Annotated in this window: 15 protein-coding genes and 1 tRNA gene; 5 read left to right on the top strand and 11 right to left on the bottom strand. The window is 45.3% G+C overall.

What is annotated here, in order from left to right:
• Positions 1-196 precede the first annotated feature (196 nt).
• The 4 genes from BWI93_RS16450 to BWI93_RS16435 all read right to left on the bottom strand — a co-directional run bounded on the left by BWI93_RS16450 (position 197) and on the right by BWI93_RS16435 (position 4,286).
• Complete coding sequence (locus tag BWI93_RS16450; RefSeq protein WP_369679175.1) at positions 197-928, bottom strand: LytR/AlgR family response regulator transcription factor; 732 nt, start codon at positions 926-928, stop codon at positions 197-199.
• Positions 929-1,004: 76 nt separating this feature from the next.
• On the bottom strand, positions 1,005-2,039 hold the full coding sequence (locus BWI93_RS16445; protein WP_094813219.1) for a sensor histidine kinase: 1,035 nt from the start codon (positions 2,037-2,039) through the stop codon (positions 1,005-1,007).
• A gap of 181 nt (positions 2,040-2,220) precedes the next feature.
• Entirely contained in the window at positions 2,221-3,588 is a 1,368-nt protein-coding gene (locus tag BWI93_RS16440; protein ID WP_094813217.1) for a HAMP domain-containing sensor histidine kinase, read from the bottom strand.
• A gap of 2 nt (positions 3,589-3,590) precedes the next feature.
• Positions 3,591-4,286 (bottom strand): response regulator transcription factor, encoded by a 696-nt coding sequence (locus BWI93_RS16435; protein WP_094813215.1) that lies wholly within the window; start codon positions 4,284-4,286, stop codon positions 3,591-3,593.
• A 145-nt stretch (positions 4,287-4,431) separates the two neighbouring features.
• Here BWI93_RS16435 and rnpA point away from each other — a divergent pair, with 145 nt between their 5' ends.
• From rnpA to BWI93_RS16410, 5 genes are all read left to right on the top strand, one after another.
• Positions 4,432-4,824, top strand: a complete 393-nt coding sequence (rnpA, locus tag BWI93_RS16430; protein WP_094813213.1) for a ribonuclease P protein component — start codon at positions 4,432-4,434, stop codon at positions 4,822-4,824.
• Positions 4,825-4,944: 120 nt separating this feature from the next.
• Positions 4,945-6,612: a S41 family peptidase gene (locus BWI93_RS16425; protein WP_094813211.1), complete on the top strand. Its 1,668-nt coding sequence runs from the start codon at positions 4,945-4,947 to the stop codon at positions 6,610-6,612.
• Positions 6,613-6,799: 187 nt separating this feature from the next.
• Positions 6,800-7,654: an AraC family transcriptional regulator gene (locus BWI93_RS16420; protein WP_094813209.1), complete on the top strand. Its 855-nt coding sequence runs from the start codon at positions 6,800-6,802 to the stop codon at positions 7,652-7,654.
• 76 nt (positions 7,655-7,730) lie between these two features.
• Positions 7,731-7,803 (top strand) — tRNA-Pro (locus BWI93_RS16415).
• A 540-nt stretch (positions 7,804-8,343) separates the two neighbouring features.
• Positions 8,344-9,765: a WG repeat-containing protein gene (locus BWI93_RS16410; protein ID WP_094813207.1), complete on the top strand. Its 1,422-nt coding sequence runs from the start codon at positions 8,344-8,346 to the stop codon at positions 9,763-9,765.
• A 197-nt stretch (positions 9,766-9,962) separates the two neighbouring features.
• Here BWI93_RS16410 and BWI93_RS16405 read toward each other — a convergent pair whose 3' ends face one another.
• From BWI93_RS16405 to BWI93_RS16375, 7 genes are all read right to left on the bottom strand, one after another.
• Positions 9,963-11,132 carry a TlpA disulfide reductase family protein gene (locus tag BWI93_RS16405; RefSeq protein ID WP_094813205.1) on the bottom strand — a complete coding sequence of 390 codons (1,170 nt, stop codon included), beginning with the start codon at positions 11,130-11,132 and terminating at the stop codon, positions 9,963-9,965.
• 434 nt (positions 11,133-11,566) lie between these two features.
• The gene (locus tag BWI93_RS16400; RefSeq protein ID WP_255157918.1) at positions 11,567-11,947 is read right to left on the bottom strand and encodes a VOC family protein; all 381 of its coding nucleotides are present in this window, start codon (positions 11,945-11,947) and stop codon (positions 11,567-11,569) included.
• A gap of 5 nt (positions 11,948-11,952) precedes the next feature.
• Positions 11,953-12,156: an ArsR family transcriptional regulator gene (locus BWI93_RS16395; protein WP_094813203.1), complete on the bottom strand. Its 204-nt coding sequence runs from the start codon at positions 12,154-12,156 to the stop codon at positions 11,953-11,955.
• 246 nt (positions 12,157-12,402) lie between these two features.
• Positions 12,403-14,100, bottom strand: a complete 1,698-nt coding sequence (locus BWI93_RS16390) for an ATP-binding protein (protein WP_094813201.1) — start codon at positions 14,098-14,100, stop codon at positions 12,403-12,405.
• A complete protein-coding gene (locus BWI93_RS16385; protein ID WP_094813199.1) occupies positions 14,097-15,206 on the bottom strand; it encodes a histidine kinase in 1,110 nt (369 codons plus the stop codon). The genes BWI93_RS16390 and BWI93_RS16385 overlap by 4 nt, the downstream gene beginning before the upstream one ends.
• Positions 15,207-15,341: 135 nt before the next feature.
• Positions 15,342-16,400: a porin gene (locus BWI93_RS16380; protein WP_094813237.1), complete on the bottom strand. Its 1,059-nt coding sequence runs from the start codon at positions 16,398-16,400 to the stop codon at positions 15,342-15,344.
• A 133-nt stretch (positions 16,401-16,533) separates the two neighbouring features.
• Entirely contained in the window at positions 16,534-17,079 is a 546-nt protein-coding gene (locus BWI93_RS16375) for a K(+)-transporting ATPase subunit C (RefSeq protein WP_094813235.1), read from the bottom strand.
• Positions 17,080-17,201 lie beyond the last annotated feature (122 nt).

Here is a 17,201-nt window from a genome sequence, read left to right as displayed (position 1 = left end):
CTATGAAAATCAGCGAATAATCGAATTTGAAAGGGCAGGCCCGTAAGAGGCTGCGGAATACTGAATCAAATAAAAATCAATCTGAGCGGAAAGCCACTAGCGTAAAAATCGGAAATATACTCCCTTCAATTTTCTGCCGATCAGATCGTATAAAGAGAGATAAGACGAAAATTTTCAGTCTTATCAAAAAGCGAACTCATTCAACTTTACCCGCATTGATGGCTTTGAATAAGGCCTCTCCGTACGATTCACTGATGGGGATGTGTACCTGACCAATTTTGATCCGTAAGTTACGAATCGATTCAATTTTATCGAATGCAATGATGAACGATTTATGAACGCGTAGAAAAGGACCGCTGGGTAACTTTTCTTCCATGGCTTTCATCGTCAGTCGCGTAATTACCGGACGGCTCTGTCCTTCAAGATAAATCTTTACGTAATCCTTTAATCCTTCTACGTATAGAATATCGGCAATACGGATTTTTACTAACGAATAATCGGCATTGACAAACAGGTATTCCTGGGTGGGAGCGGGCGTAGGCTCGGCTACTACTGGCGTTTCCTGATGCCGCAAATTATGGAGTTCGTACGCTTTATTGACTGCTTTTAAGAAGCGTTCAAAAGAGACGGGCTTGAGCAGATAATCAAGTACGTCGAGGTTAAATCCTTCCAGGGCAAACTCTTCGTAAGCCGTTACGAAAATGACCATCGGAGCCTGCGTCATGCTCTGGACAAACTGTACCCCACTAATACCCGGCATCTGAATATCCAGAAATAGCAGATCGATCGGCTGCTGCTGCATCACCTCCTGAGCTTCGAAGGCATTTTTACAACGCTTTACTAAATTCAGAAAGGGTACTTTTCGTATGTTATCTTCCAGTAAGTCAAGGGCTAACGACTCATCGTCAACGGCGAGGCAGTTCATCATGGTTTCGTTTGTTTTGGGTACACCGCAAAAGTAAATAGTTGGATTCACTACTGATTCATTTCGAAAATGAATTTGGTTAGTGATTCACAGCTTCTTTCCAGGAGCGGTCTTTCAAAGGGTGGTCATTGGTAAAGTGCAGGGTAAGTTTTACTTCGTACCAGTCCGAATTTTCGTCAATCACTAATTCGTGCGATTCGGGGTACAACAGGCTCAGCCGGCGTTTTACATTGGGCAAACCAATGCCTGAACTACCGTCTTTAACCTCCTTGAACCGACGATTGACTTTGTTACGCACCGTAAAGATCAGCGTATGATCCCTGGATTCGAGCGACACTTCAATCACCGGATCACTAATCAGACCAACCCCGTGTTTAAATGCATTTTCAACGAATGGAATCAGCAGCATGGGCTCAATTAACTGGTGCGTGAGCTGATTATCCGCGTGAAAATGAATCTTCACATCGTTACCAAAACGAATTCGTTGTAAATCAATGTAATTGTTAAGGTACTTGATTTCTTTTTCCAGCGAAACCCGCGAGCCATTCGACTCGTAAAGCATATACCGCATCAAATCCGAAAGCTGAATGACTACGGGTTCAACCATATCCGATTTCTTGCGGGAAAGCGATACGATACTGTTAAGCACGTTGAACATAAAGTGCGGACTAATCTGCGAACGCAGGAAGCTCAATTCGGATTTAAGTCGTTCGTTTTCCAGCTCTTTCCGCTCTTGCTGATCCGACAGATAATCACTCAGTAGACGGTAAATGGTACTAATCGCCAGAATGAAAAAGACCGGAAACAGGGTGTAAAAGGTGATGCGAGCGGAAGGAAGTTCGGGAAAGAAAACGTAATTGCGTAAGCTCAGATTGATGGACAAAACGCCCGTTACCGACAGCAAAATATAGGCGAGGTAATACCAGACGCCCTGACGCTGTAATACCCGGGGAATCAGAAAATTAGCGTTAATGTAAAACAGCGGAATGGTGAGCATCTGTAATAGAATCACCACCTCGTCTGGTACCTTTACCTTGGGCGTACCCGGCGGGTTCTGGGGGGAACGAAGCAGAAACGGCAGGGACAAAAAAAATGCCCAGAATGCCAGGTGCATCAGCCCGGTCAACGATTGAGTAAAAGTTTTCGTCTTAAATTCTCGCACAAGTCGTCCGTGTGTTGTTGTACACTAAAGTACGAAAGTACATTTCGTATCAAATTTCAAAGCGGCGAATATGCTGATTACCGGGATAAAGTTCGCATTTCGAGCGATGTTAAAATAAACGGGCAAAGGGCCTTTAGCTCAGGGGTAATCGAACGGTAAAGGTACTCCCCTGCCCCAGCGTACTATGGAGCGAAATGCTGCCTCCGTGCCATTCCGCAATCCGTTGACTAACGGCCAGGCCAATGCCATACCCACTATAAATCAACGCATTGTTTGCTCGAAAAAAAGGTCCGAAAACCCGTTCCTGATCTTCAGGCGGGATGCCGATACCTTTATCCTCGATGGCGATCAGGCAATGGGTTGCATCGCTTCCAATCCGAATGAATGCTTCGTGCGTAGACGAGTACTTGCAGGCGTTATCAATCAGATTCGTGAAAAGAGTCTTTAGCAAAGCTTCGTCACCGGGTACCAGAAGCTCTCGGCGTTCATCGAGTACGGGCTCAAAGACCAGCTTTTGAGCTTTTCGCAACGAACTGAGTTCCGCGTAAATGTCCAGCAATAATTCAGGAATGGAAATCAGTTTCCGGCGGAGTACCGGGTCCAGCGGACGAGCCAGTTGCAGAAGTCCATTGGTTAAGCCAATGAGACGTTGCGTATCCTGAAATAGATCCCGCAGGATCAGGCGATATTCTTCCGAGGATAAGGCTTCTTCCAGACCCGACTGAATATCGGTTTTCATGGCCGCCAGGGGCGTTCGGAGTTCGTGCGAAGCGTGGGATACAAAGCTCTTCTGTTGTTCAAAAGACAGGTTAAGCCGGTTGAGCATCTGATTAAAGTTGATCGCCAGCTGAGCCATTTCGTCCCGCCCATTGCCTTCCGGAAGACGCTCTTTCAAATTCTGGGCCGTAATCTGCTGAATCTGGGTATTAATCGTGGCGATGGGCCGCAGAAACAAACCCGCCAGCAGACCACTGACGACTACGGTCAGTCCTACGCCCACGACCCAGCAGATCATCAGCGTATTTCGCAAATAAATAAGCTTGCTTTTACCGAATTTATCGTAGGCCGAAGCCAGCACGACGTATTCACTGCCCGAAGCTTTCAGACTTGAGGGCAGAGCCAGGGCAATCAGGTCAATTTTGGCCGAACTTTGCTCCACCCGCTTTTCTTCGCGTACTTCAGCCAGCAAGGCGGGATCATACTGGGGCGGCTGATCGTCCAGACTCGAATACAGCAATCGATTATGCTCGTCGAACACGAGAACCTGTTCTTCGAATAAGGACGTCAGCGAATTCTGATCGATGATTTTCAGCAAATCATTATCGATTTCCTTGACATCCATCAGATAACGGGCCGTTGTGCGAGCCTTGTTTTCCAGTCGGCCCAGAAACTCCTCCTCGCGGTACGAAGCGGAAATCTGGTAAATCACGGCCGAAAATAAAGTCAGTAATCCGGCCACGACCAGTGAAAACAGCAAGGCCAGTTTGTAGCGAATGAACATAATTAATACTCGGGCCGGAGAATGTATCCCTGGCTGGGTTTGGTATGAATGAGCTTGGGTTCGTAGGGACGATCGACTTTCTTCCGCAGATAGGCAATGTAGACCTCAACGATGTTGGTACCCGGATCAAAGTTCAGGCCCCAGACTTCTTTCAGCAGTTCCATTTTGGTGATAAGCTGATTCTGATGCAGCAGTAAGTATTCCAGCAACGCGTATTCCTTGGCGGTCAGCTCCAGCTTTTCGCCATCCCGGGTGACGGTTTTGCTCAACAGGTTCATTTCCAGATTGGCGATCTGAAGCCGGGTTTGCATCGGAATCTCGTCCATGAACTCATTCCGGCGAAGCAGGGCCAGCATACGGGCGTGCAGTTCACGAATATCGAAGGGCTTCGCGAGGTAGTCGTCCGTGCCCTGTTCAAAGCCCCGCAGGCGATCTTCCGTATCATCCAGAGCCGTGAGCATCAGAATGGGTAGCCGCGGGCGTTGCCGACGGAGTTCACCGCAAATGGCATAGCCATCCAGACCGGGCAGAACCACATCCAGAATGACGAGATCGTATCGCTGGCCCAGGGCCGCCTGTAATCCGGCCGTACCGTCAAAAACCGGCGATACTTCGTATCCTTTACGGGTGAGCGTTCGCGAAATGCTTTCGGATAAACGCTGATCGTCTTCGACTAAGAGTATTTGTTTGGCAGACATCGTGGACATCGGTTTGGGGTGCTTCCTTATTTCTGGAACGGCCTGCGGTACTTTCGCCGTATCTTTGCCGTTCATTCATTTCCATTCATTCAGAAGAAATCCGAACGCAGGTATCGCGATTACCTTCTTACTTAGAGCCCGACCCATGGATCAGCGTTTGCGGAAAACGGAACGATTGAAAAGCAAAAAAATGCTTGACCAGCTGTTTGCCCGGAAGGACAATACGAGTATGGGTGTATTCAGTTATCCGTTGAAAGTGAATGCCTTGCCGGCTTCCGGTACGGCTCCGCTTCCGCAGATTCTGGTATCCGTATCCAAGCGAAACTTCAAGAAAGCGGTTGATCGAAATCTAATTAAACGCCGGATGCGGGAAGCGTATCGCTTGCATAAAGCCCTCATTACGGAGGTCGAATCGGTACCCGTGGCGATTGCTTTTGTGTACGTAGCCAAAGAAATCCTGCCTTTCGCTGACATCGAGAAAAAGATGAAATTCGTACTCAAACAACTCGGGAAAACCAGTACACCGACGCTTCCCTAAGGCGAAAACGGGCAATAGTCTCCGGCGAATTTGCAAATCTCGCCGTTAGATAACCGAAAATTGAAAAAAAATCGCTAAATTGTTCTTAAAAACAGGATTTCATCGCCAGCCCTTATTCGCATGAAACGTACCGCTCTGAAAGTCGGCATTCTTACTACCTGCCTGGTCGGAGGCCTCGGATTGTTTTCCTTCACGGACCCGGGAGAGCGGACCTTCGAGATCATGAAGAATCTCGACATCTTCGCTACGTTGTTTAAAGAACTCAATACGTATTACGTGGACGAGGTGAATCCGAATAAAACCATTCGGACGGGCATCGACGCGATGCTTAAAAATCTGGATCCGTATACAGTCTATTACCCCGAAGACGATATCGAGGATTATATGACCATGACGACCGGCAAATACAACGGTATCGGTATCCTAACGCAGCAACGACAGGGCAGATTTACGGTACTCATGGTGTACGAAGGAACACCCGCCGAAAAAGCGGGAATTCGCATTGGGGATGAGATTCTGAAAATCGATGGCCTGGATATTAAAAAGCCCGGCATGAACGTCGATAAGCTGATGAAAGGGCAAACGGGTACAACCGTGAAACTGAGCATCCGGCGATACGGCCAGCAAAATACCGAGGAAATCAGCGTAGGGCGGGATGTGGTGAAAATGACGAATGTCCCCTACTACGGCATGATTGATCAGGAAGTAGGCTACATTGACCTGAAAGATTTTACCGGAACGGCTTCCAAGGAAGTACGCCAGGCCTTCACCGATCTCAAAGGAAAAGGAATGAAAAAAGTCATCCTGGACTTGCGGGACAATCCGGGCGGGCTACTGAATATGGCGGTAGATATTTCAAACATCTTCGTCAATAAAGATTCTGAAATTGTCAGTACCAAAGGAAAAGTCAGCGAATGGAACAAAACCTACACGGCCCTGAATCCACCCATGGATGCCGAAATTCCGCTGGTCGTACTGACCAATAGCCGCAGTGCGTCGGCTGCCGAGATTGTAGCCGGCGTGATTCAGGATTACGATCGGGGCGTACTGGTCGGTCAGCGAAGCTTTGGGAAAGGTCTCGTACAGATCACGCGTGATTTGAGCTACAACAGCAAACTCAAGATCACTACGGCCAAGTACTACATTCCCTCGGGTCGCTGTATTCAGGCCATTGATTACGGTCACCGGAATCCGGATGGATCAGTGGGGAAAATTCCCGATTCCCTGCAAACGGCGTTTAAGACCAAGAAAAGCGGTCGTACGGTGTATGACGGCGGGGGCATTGCTCCGGACGTTACCGTAGATCGTCCGGCACAGTCGGCCATTCTGGTGAGTCTTTTACGGAAAGGCTACATTTTCGATTACGCTAACAAATACCGGTCAGAACACCCCAGTATTAAAGACGGTCGTGAGTTCAGCCTTTCGGATGCGGAGTATCAGGAATTTGTGAAGTGGCTGAGCGACAAGGATTACGATTACACAACTGACGTGGAACGGAAATTCGAGGAACTGGAAGCGTCCGCCCGAAAAGAAAAATACTACGATGTGGTACAGGAGCAGCTGAAGGTTTTGAAGACCAAATTTGCTCACAGTAAAGATTCGGATCTTCTGAAATTCAAAGATGAAATCCGGTACATGCTGGAACAGGAAGTCATCCTACGATACTACCTGCAAAAAGGAGTACGCGAACATTCGTTCAGTAAAGATCCCGAAATCCGGGAATCACTCAAGCTTTTCAAAGACATGAATCGCTACGAGTCTTTACTGAAATCCGGAGCTGGCAAATAATACCAAGTACTACGTTTGTTTACCGCAGAAGTTTGCCAAGGCAACTTTCTGCGGTATTTTTATTTCGTATAGTTGATAACGTTCAAAAAGTTATTAAAAAGCAGTGTGCATATATTTTGAACAGAACCTTATGTAATACTACCCAGAATCTATAGTTTTGTTAAATCAAGGATCAAAATCATACAAGATGAAGCCATCTTTTGAACACATAGATGCTTTACCTGATAGTTCTTTTACCTTTCGCGAGCACGTTCTGAAAGCCTTCGATGCTCCGTATCATTTTCACCCTGAAATTGAGTTAACGCTGATTCTTTCGAGCCGGGGTAAACGCTTTGTGGGTACGAATGTATCGGATTTTGAGGCGGGCGATCTAGTACTGATTGGGCCCAACGTGCCTCATTACTGGAAAAACGAGAACAATACGGACCCGGCCCATTCGATTGTCATTCAGTTCAAGGAAGAATTTTTAGGTCCTGAATTTTTCCGGAAGCCTGAATTTTTACCCATTGCCCGTTTATTGCAACGAGCTAAATCCGGTTTGCATTTTTACGGTAAAACGGCGGAACGGGCCACGAAGGAAATGCAGTATCTGCTGAAAGATAACCATTTTCACCGGTTGCTGGGCCTGCTTGATTTGCTCCATACGCTGGCCGATAGTCAGGAAGTACATACGCTGGATACCAGTCAGTTTTTTGCCCAATTGCCGAAAACGGATTACGAACGATTGAATAAAATCTACGCGTACATGGCCGAGCATTTCCGGCAGGAGATTCGTCTGGAAACCATCTCCGAGCTAATTAACATGACGCCCCAGTCTTTTTGTCGCTATTACAAGAAAGTCACGAAAAAGACCTTTATCGATTCGCTGAACGAGTATCGCATTCGGTACGCCAGTCAGCTTTTGCTTTCGGATGGTGACCTGACGGTTTCGGAAGTTTGTTTTCAGAGTGGATTTGGGAATATTTCGCACTTTAACCGGCAATTCCGACAAACCACCGGGCTGGCTCCACTGCAATACCGACAGGAATTTTTACGTTCCTGATTTTGCGAATTCTCGCCAGAGATCGTACCTTTGCCCTCCGAAATTAGCTAAAACGGCAAGATTTCGATCACATCAGCGGGATGTGGAGCAGCTGGTAGCTTGCCACGTTCGGGACGTGGAGGTCGTGGGTTCGAATCCCGCCATCCCGACTTCGAAAGACAAAGTAGCAATCGGCTGCTTTGTCTTTTTTTGTTAGCCTCTTGCTGCCAGATTTAAGGCCCTTTTAAAAGAGAAGAAAACGTTTCCCATTAGGACATACCGACAAGGCTGGCTGCCATAAACTTCGTAACAACGGTTACAGGCGTCTACTCGACCGAATAAAATGAATTTGATTTCTTCGGCTCTATATCTCCGATTGAACCACTAATTTACAATCATGTTTTCCATTAGGTTTCTATTCACTGGGTTGAATTGGTAGATTCATAGATTACTTCTAGTTACACTTTCCCTTAAAGTCCCGTTATTCTATTGAGCAATAATTGAGATAGGATATATCTTAATTATTTGAATAGATATAAATGCCTTTGCAATAGAATGGAATTCATAAGTACAACTACTTTAATACTTGAGGTTGCGATACTTGAAATAAGTTTAAAGAAGCAGCAAGTTTAAATGATAAAATTTCGCAATAAATTAATATTAAGTTGCGTGGATAACGTATAAATAAGTATTTTCCCAAAACTTAATTGATGAAGAAAATGCTATATCTGCCTAATCTGTCTGCCTCCTTTTTCAATTTGGTACTACTATTTATCCTTTTATTCGGTTTCACAAGCCCGGCCTACTCACAAAAGGAAGTTGTGATTCATAGCCGTACCACTCAAGATACTGTACTTGCTCAAAAATATAAGTGGGTAAAAAAGTACGACGAAGTCGTGTTAAGTGAAGGTGTATTTATTTGCAGAAAATATATCAGAACGCCGCATTTAAAAGATAACGACACGATCTTTTATAGAAATTCCTGGAGAGCCTATTTGTGCAATGAAAAGGGGCACCGGATTACTGATAATTATTACGATAATATTGATTCATTCCATGATGGAATAGCAAGAGTTGTAAAAAGTAAAAGAGGAACGGCCTACCTTTTTGATTACCAAGGGTTAAAAGGCTTTATCAATAAAAAAGGAGAAATTGTAATACCTATCATGTATCCATATGTATCTAACTTTTCAGAGGGATTAGCGGCAGTTTATGATTCGACACAATCTAGCTACTTTATTGATAAATCTAATAAGAAAATTTTTTCTGAAAAGAGATTCAAATATGTAAATGATTTTTATAAAGGAATTGCTTATGTAAAACTATCGAACAATTCCAGTAATTATATAGATCATAGTGGAAATTTTCTTATGCCTGGAAAATTTGACTTTATTGAGAGTAGAGGGAAGTACAGCTTTATGGAAGATACGCTGCAAATCGTAAGAAAAGGTAATAAATATGGCTTATTAGGAGATAGCTTAGAGTTAGCAGTGCCATTAATTTATGATTTAATTGACACGAACAGATTTGAGAGATTTAATCACCTAAGTAAAATACAGTTAACTAACAAAGTTGGCTTTGTTGATACGTTTGATGGTAAGATCATTATACCTTTAACGTATACTGAATTTAAAAAATCTGAAAATAGTAACTTTATCTGGGCGAGATCAGATGAAGGGTGGGGTCTAATTAATGCTAGTAATAAAGTTTTGGTTCCTTTTGTGTATACAGACGTGATCGAGGCTTTGAAAGATTACTCGATTGTAAAAGATAAAAAAACGGGTATTGTTAACAATCAGGGCGTTTTAATGGTACCTTGTATCTATGACAAGGTGTCTCCATTTTATAACGGAATAGCCATAGTAATCGCTGATGGTAAAGTTGGTTATGTAGACCAAACGGGAAAAGTGCTCATTAAGCCCTACTATGAAAAAGGAAGCTATTTTGTAGACGATGTAGCTACTGTGGAAACGAAATTGATGAAGTACAAAATCAACTCTAAAAACCAACACCTCACAAAAAGTTTGAATAGTACGGGTATATGGGTAGTCCTGGTGCTATCATCATTACTAGTACTAGGGGCTTATAAAACAAGTAGCGTATTTGTAAAAAGACCTTCATTGACTGTCTAGCACTCTTTTATAAGTATGCTGATTGTTAATAAGCCGTAAGAGTACCTTCGGCAACAATTTCGCTCGAAATACTCTGATCATTAGATGCATGATTAGCCTATCTACACCCTTTGCAGGATAGTTCCAAATACTGTTACTGCAGCATTTGCAGTTGTGGCTACCGCAAATGCGTAGTAGTTTGTTTAAGCATATACGATTTAAGGCTTTAAATACTGACCAATCGCATCAATTAATTTCTGACCTCGCAGATTTCTTTCTACGATCGTGCCGTCGGGTCGAATTAATAAGTTTGAAGGTATGGCGTTAATGACATACCGGTCGATTACATTGTATGCTGAGTTAAAATCATTGATCAAATGGGTCCAATCGCCAATCCCATCTGATTCTATAGCAGCAATCCAATTTTTTCTCTGCTCCTCCTTATCTATTGAAATGCTGACAATCGTAAAATTGTCTTTTCCGTATAAACTAAAGGCCTTTTTTAAAATAGGATTCTCTTCACGACATGGTTTACACCAGCTTGCCCAGAAGTCGACAAGAATCAATTTTCCTTTAAACATTTCGTATGAAATTGTATCGTTTTGTTCATTTCTTAATTTAAAGGGTAAATCATTTATATTCTTTAAGGTAAGTGAAATAGTATTTTGTTTGACAAAGGCAGTATATAGATCCTGTACTAATCTGGATTTTGAAAACCTGTTTCTGGCATGATTGTACGATTGAGTAAGGTCATTTTTAAGCTGGTCATCCTCTGGGACAGAATACATGGCTGTTTCCATAATAATTAAAAGATTAAAAGCAGTCACCGGGCTAATTGCTTTATCTACACCCTTTTTACTGGCATAAAACCAGTTTATTCTTGCTTTGTCCAGCTCTTTCTGTTTGTTACTTATCGCTATACTATCACCAACGGAATTTAAATAATTTAATTCATTGATGAGAACCTTAAACTGCTTAGAAAATTGATTAGTAATGACGCCTATATTATAATTAAGTTCATATGATGAGGGTGATCCATCCATTTTTATACTGCCTAGTGGAGCATAAGCATTTTTATTAGTTCCATCAATAACCAAATGCACCGTTTGGTTATGTAAAGCGAGGGGAATATTCCTAATATTAGGAATTTTACTTATGATTCTGTATTCTAACTCTTCCTCGTTTTCTCCCCGAAATGTAAAATATCCCTGTTTATCAGTTAAGCAGGAATCTTCAGCATTTCCCTGATTAAAATATACGTACTGCGAAGGTGCATTGAGGAGTCGACCCTTAATGACAAAAGGCTTGCTACCTTGTGCTGATGCGAAGGTTGAATCTAGTAGAAGGGAATGGAATATTACGAAAAGGTTAATAAATAGAGGTTTCATAGGTTGAGGTTTAGAGCGTAAGATTAACAGCTTTTCTTATCAATGCTACGTAATGTTAACTAGAATCAAGGACAAATAAACTTAGCTTGACTCTAACCCATTTTATAATACTGGTTATAACATCGTACCTGCCGCATGTGGTGAAGAAGGGTTGCAGCAGTATCCTTCTAAACGTATTTGTTGCTCCCTTAAAACTTATGATACAATGATACGTATTTTTACAATCAAAAAAACTTGTATTATCCTTTATAAATAGTATCTGTTCGTATGAGATCACAGGCAATTCAAGGTTTGATAACCTGATAACACATGTGAAGCGTGATTTGGAATTCGCATCTGACAAACCGCTTATTTGTAGAAGGTCTTAGGGTGGTAAGGACTCATCTCCTGACAAAAATGAATAGTACTACACGGAGTATAATTATCTTATTCTACTACTTCGTCATTGACTGGCTTGATGCGTTGATCTTCGAATAATCCGTTATCCCAAGCTTATTACCAAACGGATCACTGAATTCGACCGCAAACCCAGTCGCTATTTCGAAAGGTTCACTTAGGAAATGTACCCCTTTTTGCTGGAGTACCTCATATGCCTTTTGAGCATCGTCTACGGTAAACCAAATCGCAGGACTTGCATTCGGCATACGGTTAAGGATAATAGCCGGTTCGTTGTCACCGACTTTAAAGGCTGTCATTCCTTTGTCGGAAAAGTCGAACTTCATTTCAAGCCCTAGTTTGTTTTTGTAAAAATCTTTTGCTTCTTCAAGGTTGTCGGCCGGGAGAAAGAAGTTATCAAAATCATGGATGAGATTCATGGTGTTCAGGATTTAATTAGTGATAAGTCGATACCCAGTTTAGTAAACTCCAGGGTTCCTTTTTCGGTCATATAAAAATGCTTGTCCCCAGCGGCGTCTTTGGTAAGCCAACCCTCTTTTAGAAACTTTTCCAGTAGAAGCTTACCGAGCTGCCCACCGATGTGTTCGTAGCAGCCTTTGGCCAATTTTCGGACCGATGTTTTCGTCATGAATTTATGCTTTACGGTTGTGGTGAAAGATTACAGAATTCAAGGAGATAAAGTATCCGATTTCTGCAGGTAGTGAAAGCAAAAGTAGAGATGGTTTTACGAGGAATCCATGACATTCATCAGGCTTGCTCCTAAGCTTTGTCGTTCTGAGAAGCCAAGCGTAAAAGGACGAAGAGAATCAGGTAAGTGGGACTTGCTTTAAGGAATTCCTAACAAAAGAGCCTCTGATTTCCAGAGGCTTTTTTGTTACGTATGGAGCGGTAATCGAAAGGCAAATAAGCTGCCATATCCCAACCCCTCGCTTTGAGCCCAGATATTACCGCCCTGAGCTTCGATGAAATCTTTGGCGATGGCCAGACCCAGGCCCGTACCCGTTTTGCCCTGGCCATTCGGGATCTGGAAATACCGTTCGAAGATCTTGTTGAGGTACGATGCCTCAATACCCCGCCCCTGATCGCGTACCGAGAATTCCGCCCATTGATCCACTTGTCGAATAATGATCTGTACAGTTCCCTGTTCCGGACTGTACCGAATGGCGTTAGTAAGAAAATTAATCAGTACCCAGGCCGTTTTTTCCGGATCCGCCAGTACGGATAAAGGAGTAGGCGGTACCTGAACGGCCAGTTGCACGTGTCGTTGATCCGCCGTACTTCGAACGCTTTCCTGGGCTAGGGAAAGAATCGTTTCAGCGGATACGGGAGCAATCTGTAGTTGAATATTGCCCGTTTCCACCTGCGAGAGTTCCAGGAGTTCACCCGTAATCCGCAGGAGCCGCTGGGCATCGCTCTGAATACTCGACACGAGTTGCTGCTGATCTTCGTTGAGGTCACCCACCCGCTTGTCGGTGAGTAATTGCAGACTCATCTTAATGGCTGAAATGGGCGTTTTTAGCTCGTGAGATACCGTTGCAATAAAGTTGGTTTTTGCCTGATCCAGATCGTGAAAGCGGGTAACGTTCCGGAGTACAATGACTTCACCAATCTGCGTATCTCCGTTTTTAACGGGTTGCGTTTCGCGACTGAAGTAGCCCTCCTGCCCTTCCATCACGATTTTCAGTTCATCGCGGTCGCCCTGCAACAGCGTGCGGAGCAGATCATTCCGTACGGCTACATCGGGGGCGTATTTACCTACCAGATCGGACTCTTTCATCCCCAGGAGCGAAAGTCCCAGTGGGTTCACAAACAGAATCGTCCGTTTTTCATCCAGACCAATAATAGCTTCCGGCATGGAAGCGATTACCGTTTCCACGCGTCGCTTCTCGAACTGAATTTTCGCCAGATTACTGTTTTCCCACTGGTCGAGTTTCTGGGCCATGGTATTGAAGGCGGCGGCGAGTTCGCCAAATTCGTCATCCGAACGAAAACCCAGCCGGGTCGCGTAATTACGGGCGGCAACCTCCTTGATTTTTCCGGTTAGTTCCCGAATCGGATTGGCAATGAAGGAAGGAAAGTTAATGGCAAACGAAAACGTCACCAGAAGGCAGAAGGTAGCAATACAACTGAGGAGTAACAGAGCGGTATCGGCCGTCTGACGGGCCGTTTGGCTCTTACGAAAAATAGCCTGTCGGTTCAGTTCGGAGATTCGGTGCAAGGGTTCGCGTAAGCTTTTCAGGGGAAAAAACTGACTCGTATCCCGTTGCCATTGCGTATAGCCCAATCGAAGCTGATGGGTAAGGTTCCGCTCGCCTACTTCAGTTACGTTTTGCTCCTGTTTTCGCAAAGCCGTTTCAAATTCCTGCATATCGGTCACGCGTGAACGGTCTTCGCGGCTATCAATGAAGCTGGTCATCTGCTCCACGTAGCTCAGGGATTCGTAATTGGCTTTAAGAATGTCCTGCGAATCCTGAGCCAGCTCCCGTAGGAAATACAGGCCGAGTCCGCCCAGCAGGGAACTGACCAGAAACAAAAACCACAATCCCAGCGAAAGCTTTGCCTTCAGTTTCATGATAATAGGATCAAATCAATGTCCGACTCGCTCAGTTGTTTAAGCAGTCGGCTGAATATATTGGTACGCCAGATCACCTGAAGTAAGCTCAGGTGTGGTTTGCCGATGCAGACCGTCGTAATCTGGTGTTTTTCGGCAGTTGTCGTAATGGCCTGGGCAATATCGTCTTCGTGCAGCTGAATGACTTCGGCTCCCAGTTCGGTTGCAAGTTTGAAGTTATTAATCAGATGACGTTGCAGGGCCAGGGAAATATTATTCTGGTTTTCTTTTGGCGTATGCACGTACAACAGCACCCACTGGGCATTGTAATACGAGGCCAGCCGGGCCGTTTTGCGGATAATCCGGCGGGCGGTGTCTGCCGAGGAGCTAATACAGGCCATAAACCGCTCGGGTTCGGCGGTACCGGGGAGTTCTTTCTGAATTTTTCGTTCGACCTGCGTGGCTACTTCCCGCAGGGCCAGTTCGCGGAGCTGAAGGATTTTCTCGGACTGGAAAAAATTACGCAAAGCCTGCTGAACCTTGTCCCGATGGTAGATTTTTCCTTCCTGTAAACGGGCAATGAGTTCATCGGCTGTGAGGTCAATGTTGACGACTTCGTCAGCCAGCCGCAATACGTGGTCGGGAATTCGTTCGGTAATGGGTACGCCCGAAATGCGTTCGACATCTTCATTCAGACTTTCCAAATGCTGAATATTCACGGCGGAAATGACACTAATGCCCTGGTCCAGAATTTCGAGGACATCCTGCCAGCGTTTTTCGTTTTTGCTGCCGGGAATGTTGGTATGAGCCAGCTCATCGACCAGTACTACTTCGGGATGGATGGCCAGTACCGTCGCCAAATCCATCTCCTCCAGTTCCTTTCCTTTATAAAATACCTTCCGGCGGGCCAGCATCGGAAGCCCCGTTACCAGGGCTTCCGTTTCGGCTCTTCCGTGGGTTTCGACAAATGCAATCTGAATGTCTACGCCGTTGCGGTGCAGGGTATGGGCTTCCTGTAACATCCGGTAGGTTTTGCCTACGCCCGCACTCATCCCGATGTAGACTTTAAACTTTCCCCGCCGGGATTGCTGAAGGAGTTCCAGAAAATGGCGGGTGGAATTTTCCATGATCGTATGGATGAAAAGGATTAAAAATTGTCATTTTTTCCTGAGGGAAAGCAAGTTTTTCCCTTGGAAAAGTAATTAGCTTTCCATGAAAACACCTCCCGAAAATGCCAGAGCTTTCGGGAGGCTCAAAGGCTACTAAAACGCAATCGAAATCGACGTTTTGATACTGGTACTCTGATCCGTATAGCCCCCGTTTTTCTGGAACACGTTTTCCGAACTGCTCAACTGACGAGCCTCCAGCCGAGCCAGCACCTGATCCGAAATTCGGTAATCAGCGTTCAGCGAATATCCGTATACCTGAAAGGGAGCGGGCGAAGCAATGATCACGCCTTTTTTATCTTCATAATACTCAAAGCGAGCGGCCAGAGCGAAGCGATCCGTCGCCGCAAACCGCAGAATTCCCACGGGCGAGTACCAGAAGTTGTAATCGCTGGAGCCCTTCGATGCCTGCTCCCAGCCGCTGTCAAATCCGGCAATCAAACCCCATTTGGAACTCAGATGAAAAATGCCGTAGAAATTGTGGAAGTACCGCATCTGTCGGGTCGAGTCGGGCTTGTCGTTCCCGATAAAACTACTGGAATTGAGTGTTACGCGATCCGAAGGTTTGTATTGTACCTGCCAACCAAACGCGGGTGTTTGGTTTCCATCGACCCGCCGGATTCGCTGCCATCCGTTCAACACCAAGGCGGACAGCGACCACTGGCCCGTGGCATAGGAAAGTTTGGCTCCGGTTTCGTAGTACGGCGAGTTTTCGGCCAGTAAACTACGGCTCAGCGTCCAGTTGTCTTTACCAATGGCACTTTCAAAGCCAAGGTGCGAAGGCATGATTCCGGCATCCAGCCAGAGGTCTTTCGCCAGTTTTACGCCTACATTCGCTTCAAATACGTGACGCAGAAGTTCGGGTTCGGCTGCCAGGTTATACTGGGCGTAGGTACCCGCCATCAAAGCCAGGTTACCACGGACGCGGTTGGTTTGGTAAGCGGCTTTGATGAAGCCCAGGTTCAGATTGAATTCATTATGACGGTTATGATTGTACAGAAAGCCATCGCTAAGGTGATTGGCGGGACGGTTAAAATCGTAACCATAGTATACTTCAGCGTAGCCACTGATCGTCAATGCCTTCGTGGAGTCCGACTGGGCCTGAACGGTCAGGGCGGAAGCACTAAGTACGAAAGCAGTAAGAAGGGTTTTCATAGGTACTGAAAAGGGAGTGAAAGAAAGATTCAATGTCTGGTCTGCGTTTTCCCCGCAGGGCATATGAGGCTATTGAGATTGAACGCATTTGCCATCGTATCAAAGGGTTTGTACCAGACACCAGGAAAAGAAATTAAAGGGCTGCGTTGAGTTGAAGAACGTTCACCGTTTCGACACCCCCGATTAGCGAACGCTGCGTATGGTTTTTAACCAGTTGCTGGAGTTTTTCCTCGGAAATCTGCCGAAGCCGGGCAATGCGGGGAATCTGTACTAAGGCTCCCGGTACGCTGATGTCAGGATCGAGGCCGGAACCCGAAGCCGTAACCAGATCGGCAGGAATATCGGCTTTTTTTACGCCAGGATTATGAACCAGAAAGGTGTCGATGCGAGCCTGTACATCTTTCAAATAGTCGGGGTTAGACGGGCCTTTGTTCGAACCGGCGGAACTGGCGGCATTGTATCCGGCCGCCGACGGACGGCCCTGAAAGTAATCATCCTGCGTAAAAGACTGACCGATTAAGGCCGCCCCTACGACTTTGCCTTTATGCTCGACCCAGGCTACGTTACCCTTCGTCGGACTTAGTTGAGCAATGCCCCAAACGAATGCGGGATAAACGATACAGAAAAAGAGAATCGTGAGTATAGTCAGCTTGAGGGCTGGAAAAAGATGAGATTTCATGGTTTTACTTTTATAATGATCCATTTAATAAATACTAGGGCTTCCCGTATTGCAGAGTCACTGTTTCGTCCCGCAAACACGGCTGGTTATTTAGTCCGTATCGCGAACGCCGCTCACTTCCT

The organism is Siphonobacter sp. BAB-5385 (genome assembly GCF_002261125.1).
Classification (GTDB): Bacteria; Bacteroidota; Bacteroidia; order Cytophagales; family Spirosomataceae; genus Siphonobacter.
The sequence above is the reverse complement of the archived record's forward strand: the minus strand, read 5'-3'. Positions and strand labels throughout refer to the sequence as shown.

Coding starts and splice junctions, on each gene's coding strand:
- rnpA (WP_094813213.1), top strand. CDS start 4,432: ATGGATCAGCGTTTGCGGAAAACGGAACGATTGAAAAGCAAAAAAATG.
- BWI93_RS16445 (WP_094813219.1), bottom strand. CDS start 2,039: ATGCACCTGGCATTCTGGGCATTTTTTTTGTCCCTGCCGTTTCTGCTT.
- BWI93_RS16450 (WP_369679175.1), bottom strand. CDS start 928: ATGATGAACTGCCTCGCCGTTGACGATGAGTCGTTAGCCCTTGACTTA.
- BWI93_RS16425 (WP_094813211.1), top strand. CDS start 4,945: ATGAAACGTACCGCTCTGAAAGTCGGCATTCTTACTACCTGCCTGGTC.
- BWI93_RS16385 (WP_094813199.1), bottom strand. CDS start 15,206: ATGGAAAATTCCACCCGCCATTTTCTGGAACTCCTTCAGCAATCCCGG.
- BWI93_RS16390 (WP_094813201.1), bottom strand. CDS start 14,100: ATGAAACTGAAGGCAAAGCTTTCGCTGGGATTGTGGTTTTTGTTTCTG.
- BWI93_RS16395 (WP_094813203.1), bottom strand. CDS start 12,156: ATGACGAAAACATCGGTCCGAAAATTGGCCAAAGGCTGCTACGAACAC.
- BWI93_RS16420 (WP_094813209.1), top strand. CDS start 6,800: ATGAAGCCATCTTTTGAACACATAGATGCTTTACCTGATAGTTCTTTT.
- BWI93_RS16400 (WP_255157918.1), bottom strand. CDS start 11,947: ATGAATCTCATCCATGATTTTGATAACTTCTTTCTCCCGGCCGACAAC.
- BWI93_RS16410 (WP_094813207.1), top strand. CDS start 8,344: ATGAAGAAAATGCTATATCTGCCTAATCTGTCTGCCTCCTTTTTCAAT.
- BWI93_RS16440 (WP_094813217.1), bottom strand. CDS start 3,588: ATGTTCATTCGCTACAAACTGGCCTTGCTGTTTTCACTGGTCGTGGCC.
- BWI93_RS16380 (WP_094813237.1), bottom strand. CDS start 16,400: ATGAAAACCCTTCTTACTGCTTTCGTACTTAGTGCTTCCGCCCTGACC.
- BWI93_RS16435 (WP_094813215.1), bottom strand. CDS start 4,286: ATGTCTGCCAAACAAATACTCTTAGTCGAAGACGATCAGCGTTTATCC.
- BWI93_RS16375 (WP_094813235.1), bottom strand. CDS start 17,079: ATGAAATCTCATCTTTTTCCAGCCCTCAAGCTGACTATACTCACGATT.
- BWI93_RS16405 (WP_094813205.1), bottom strand. CDS start 11,132: ATGAAACCTCTATTTATTAACCTTTTCGTAATATTCCATTCCCTTCTA.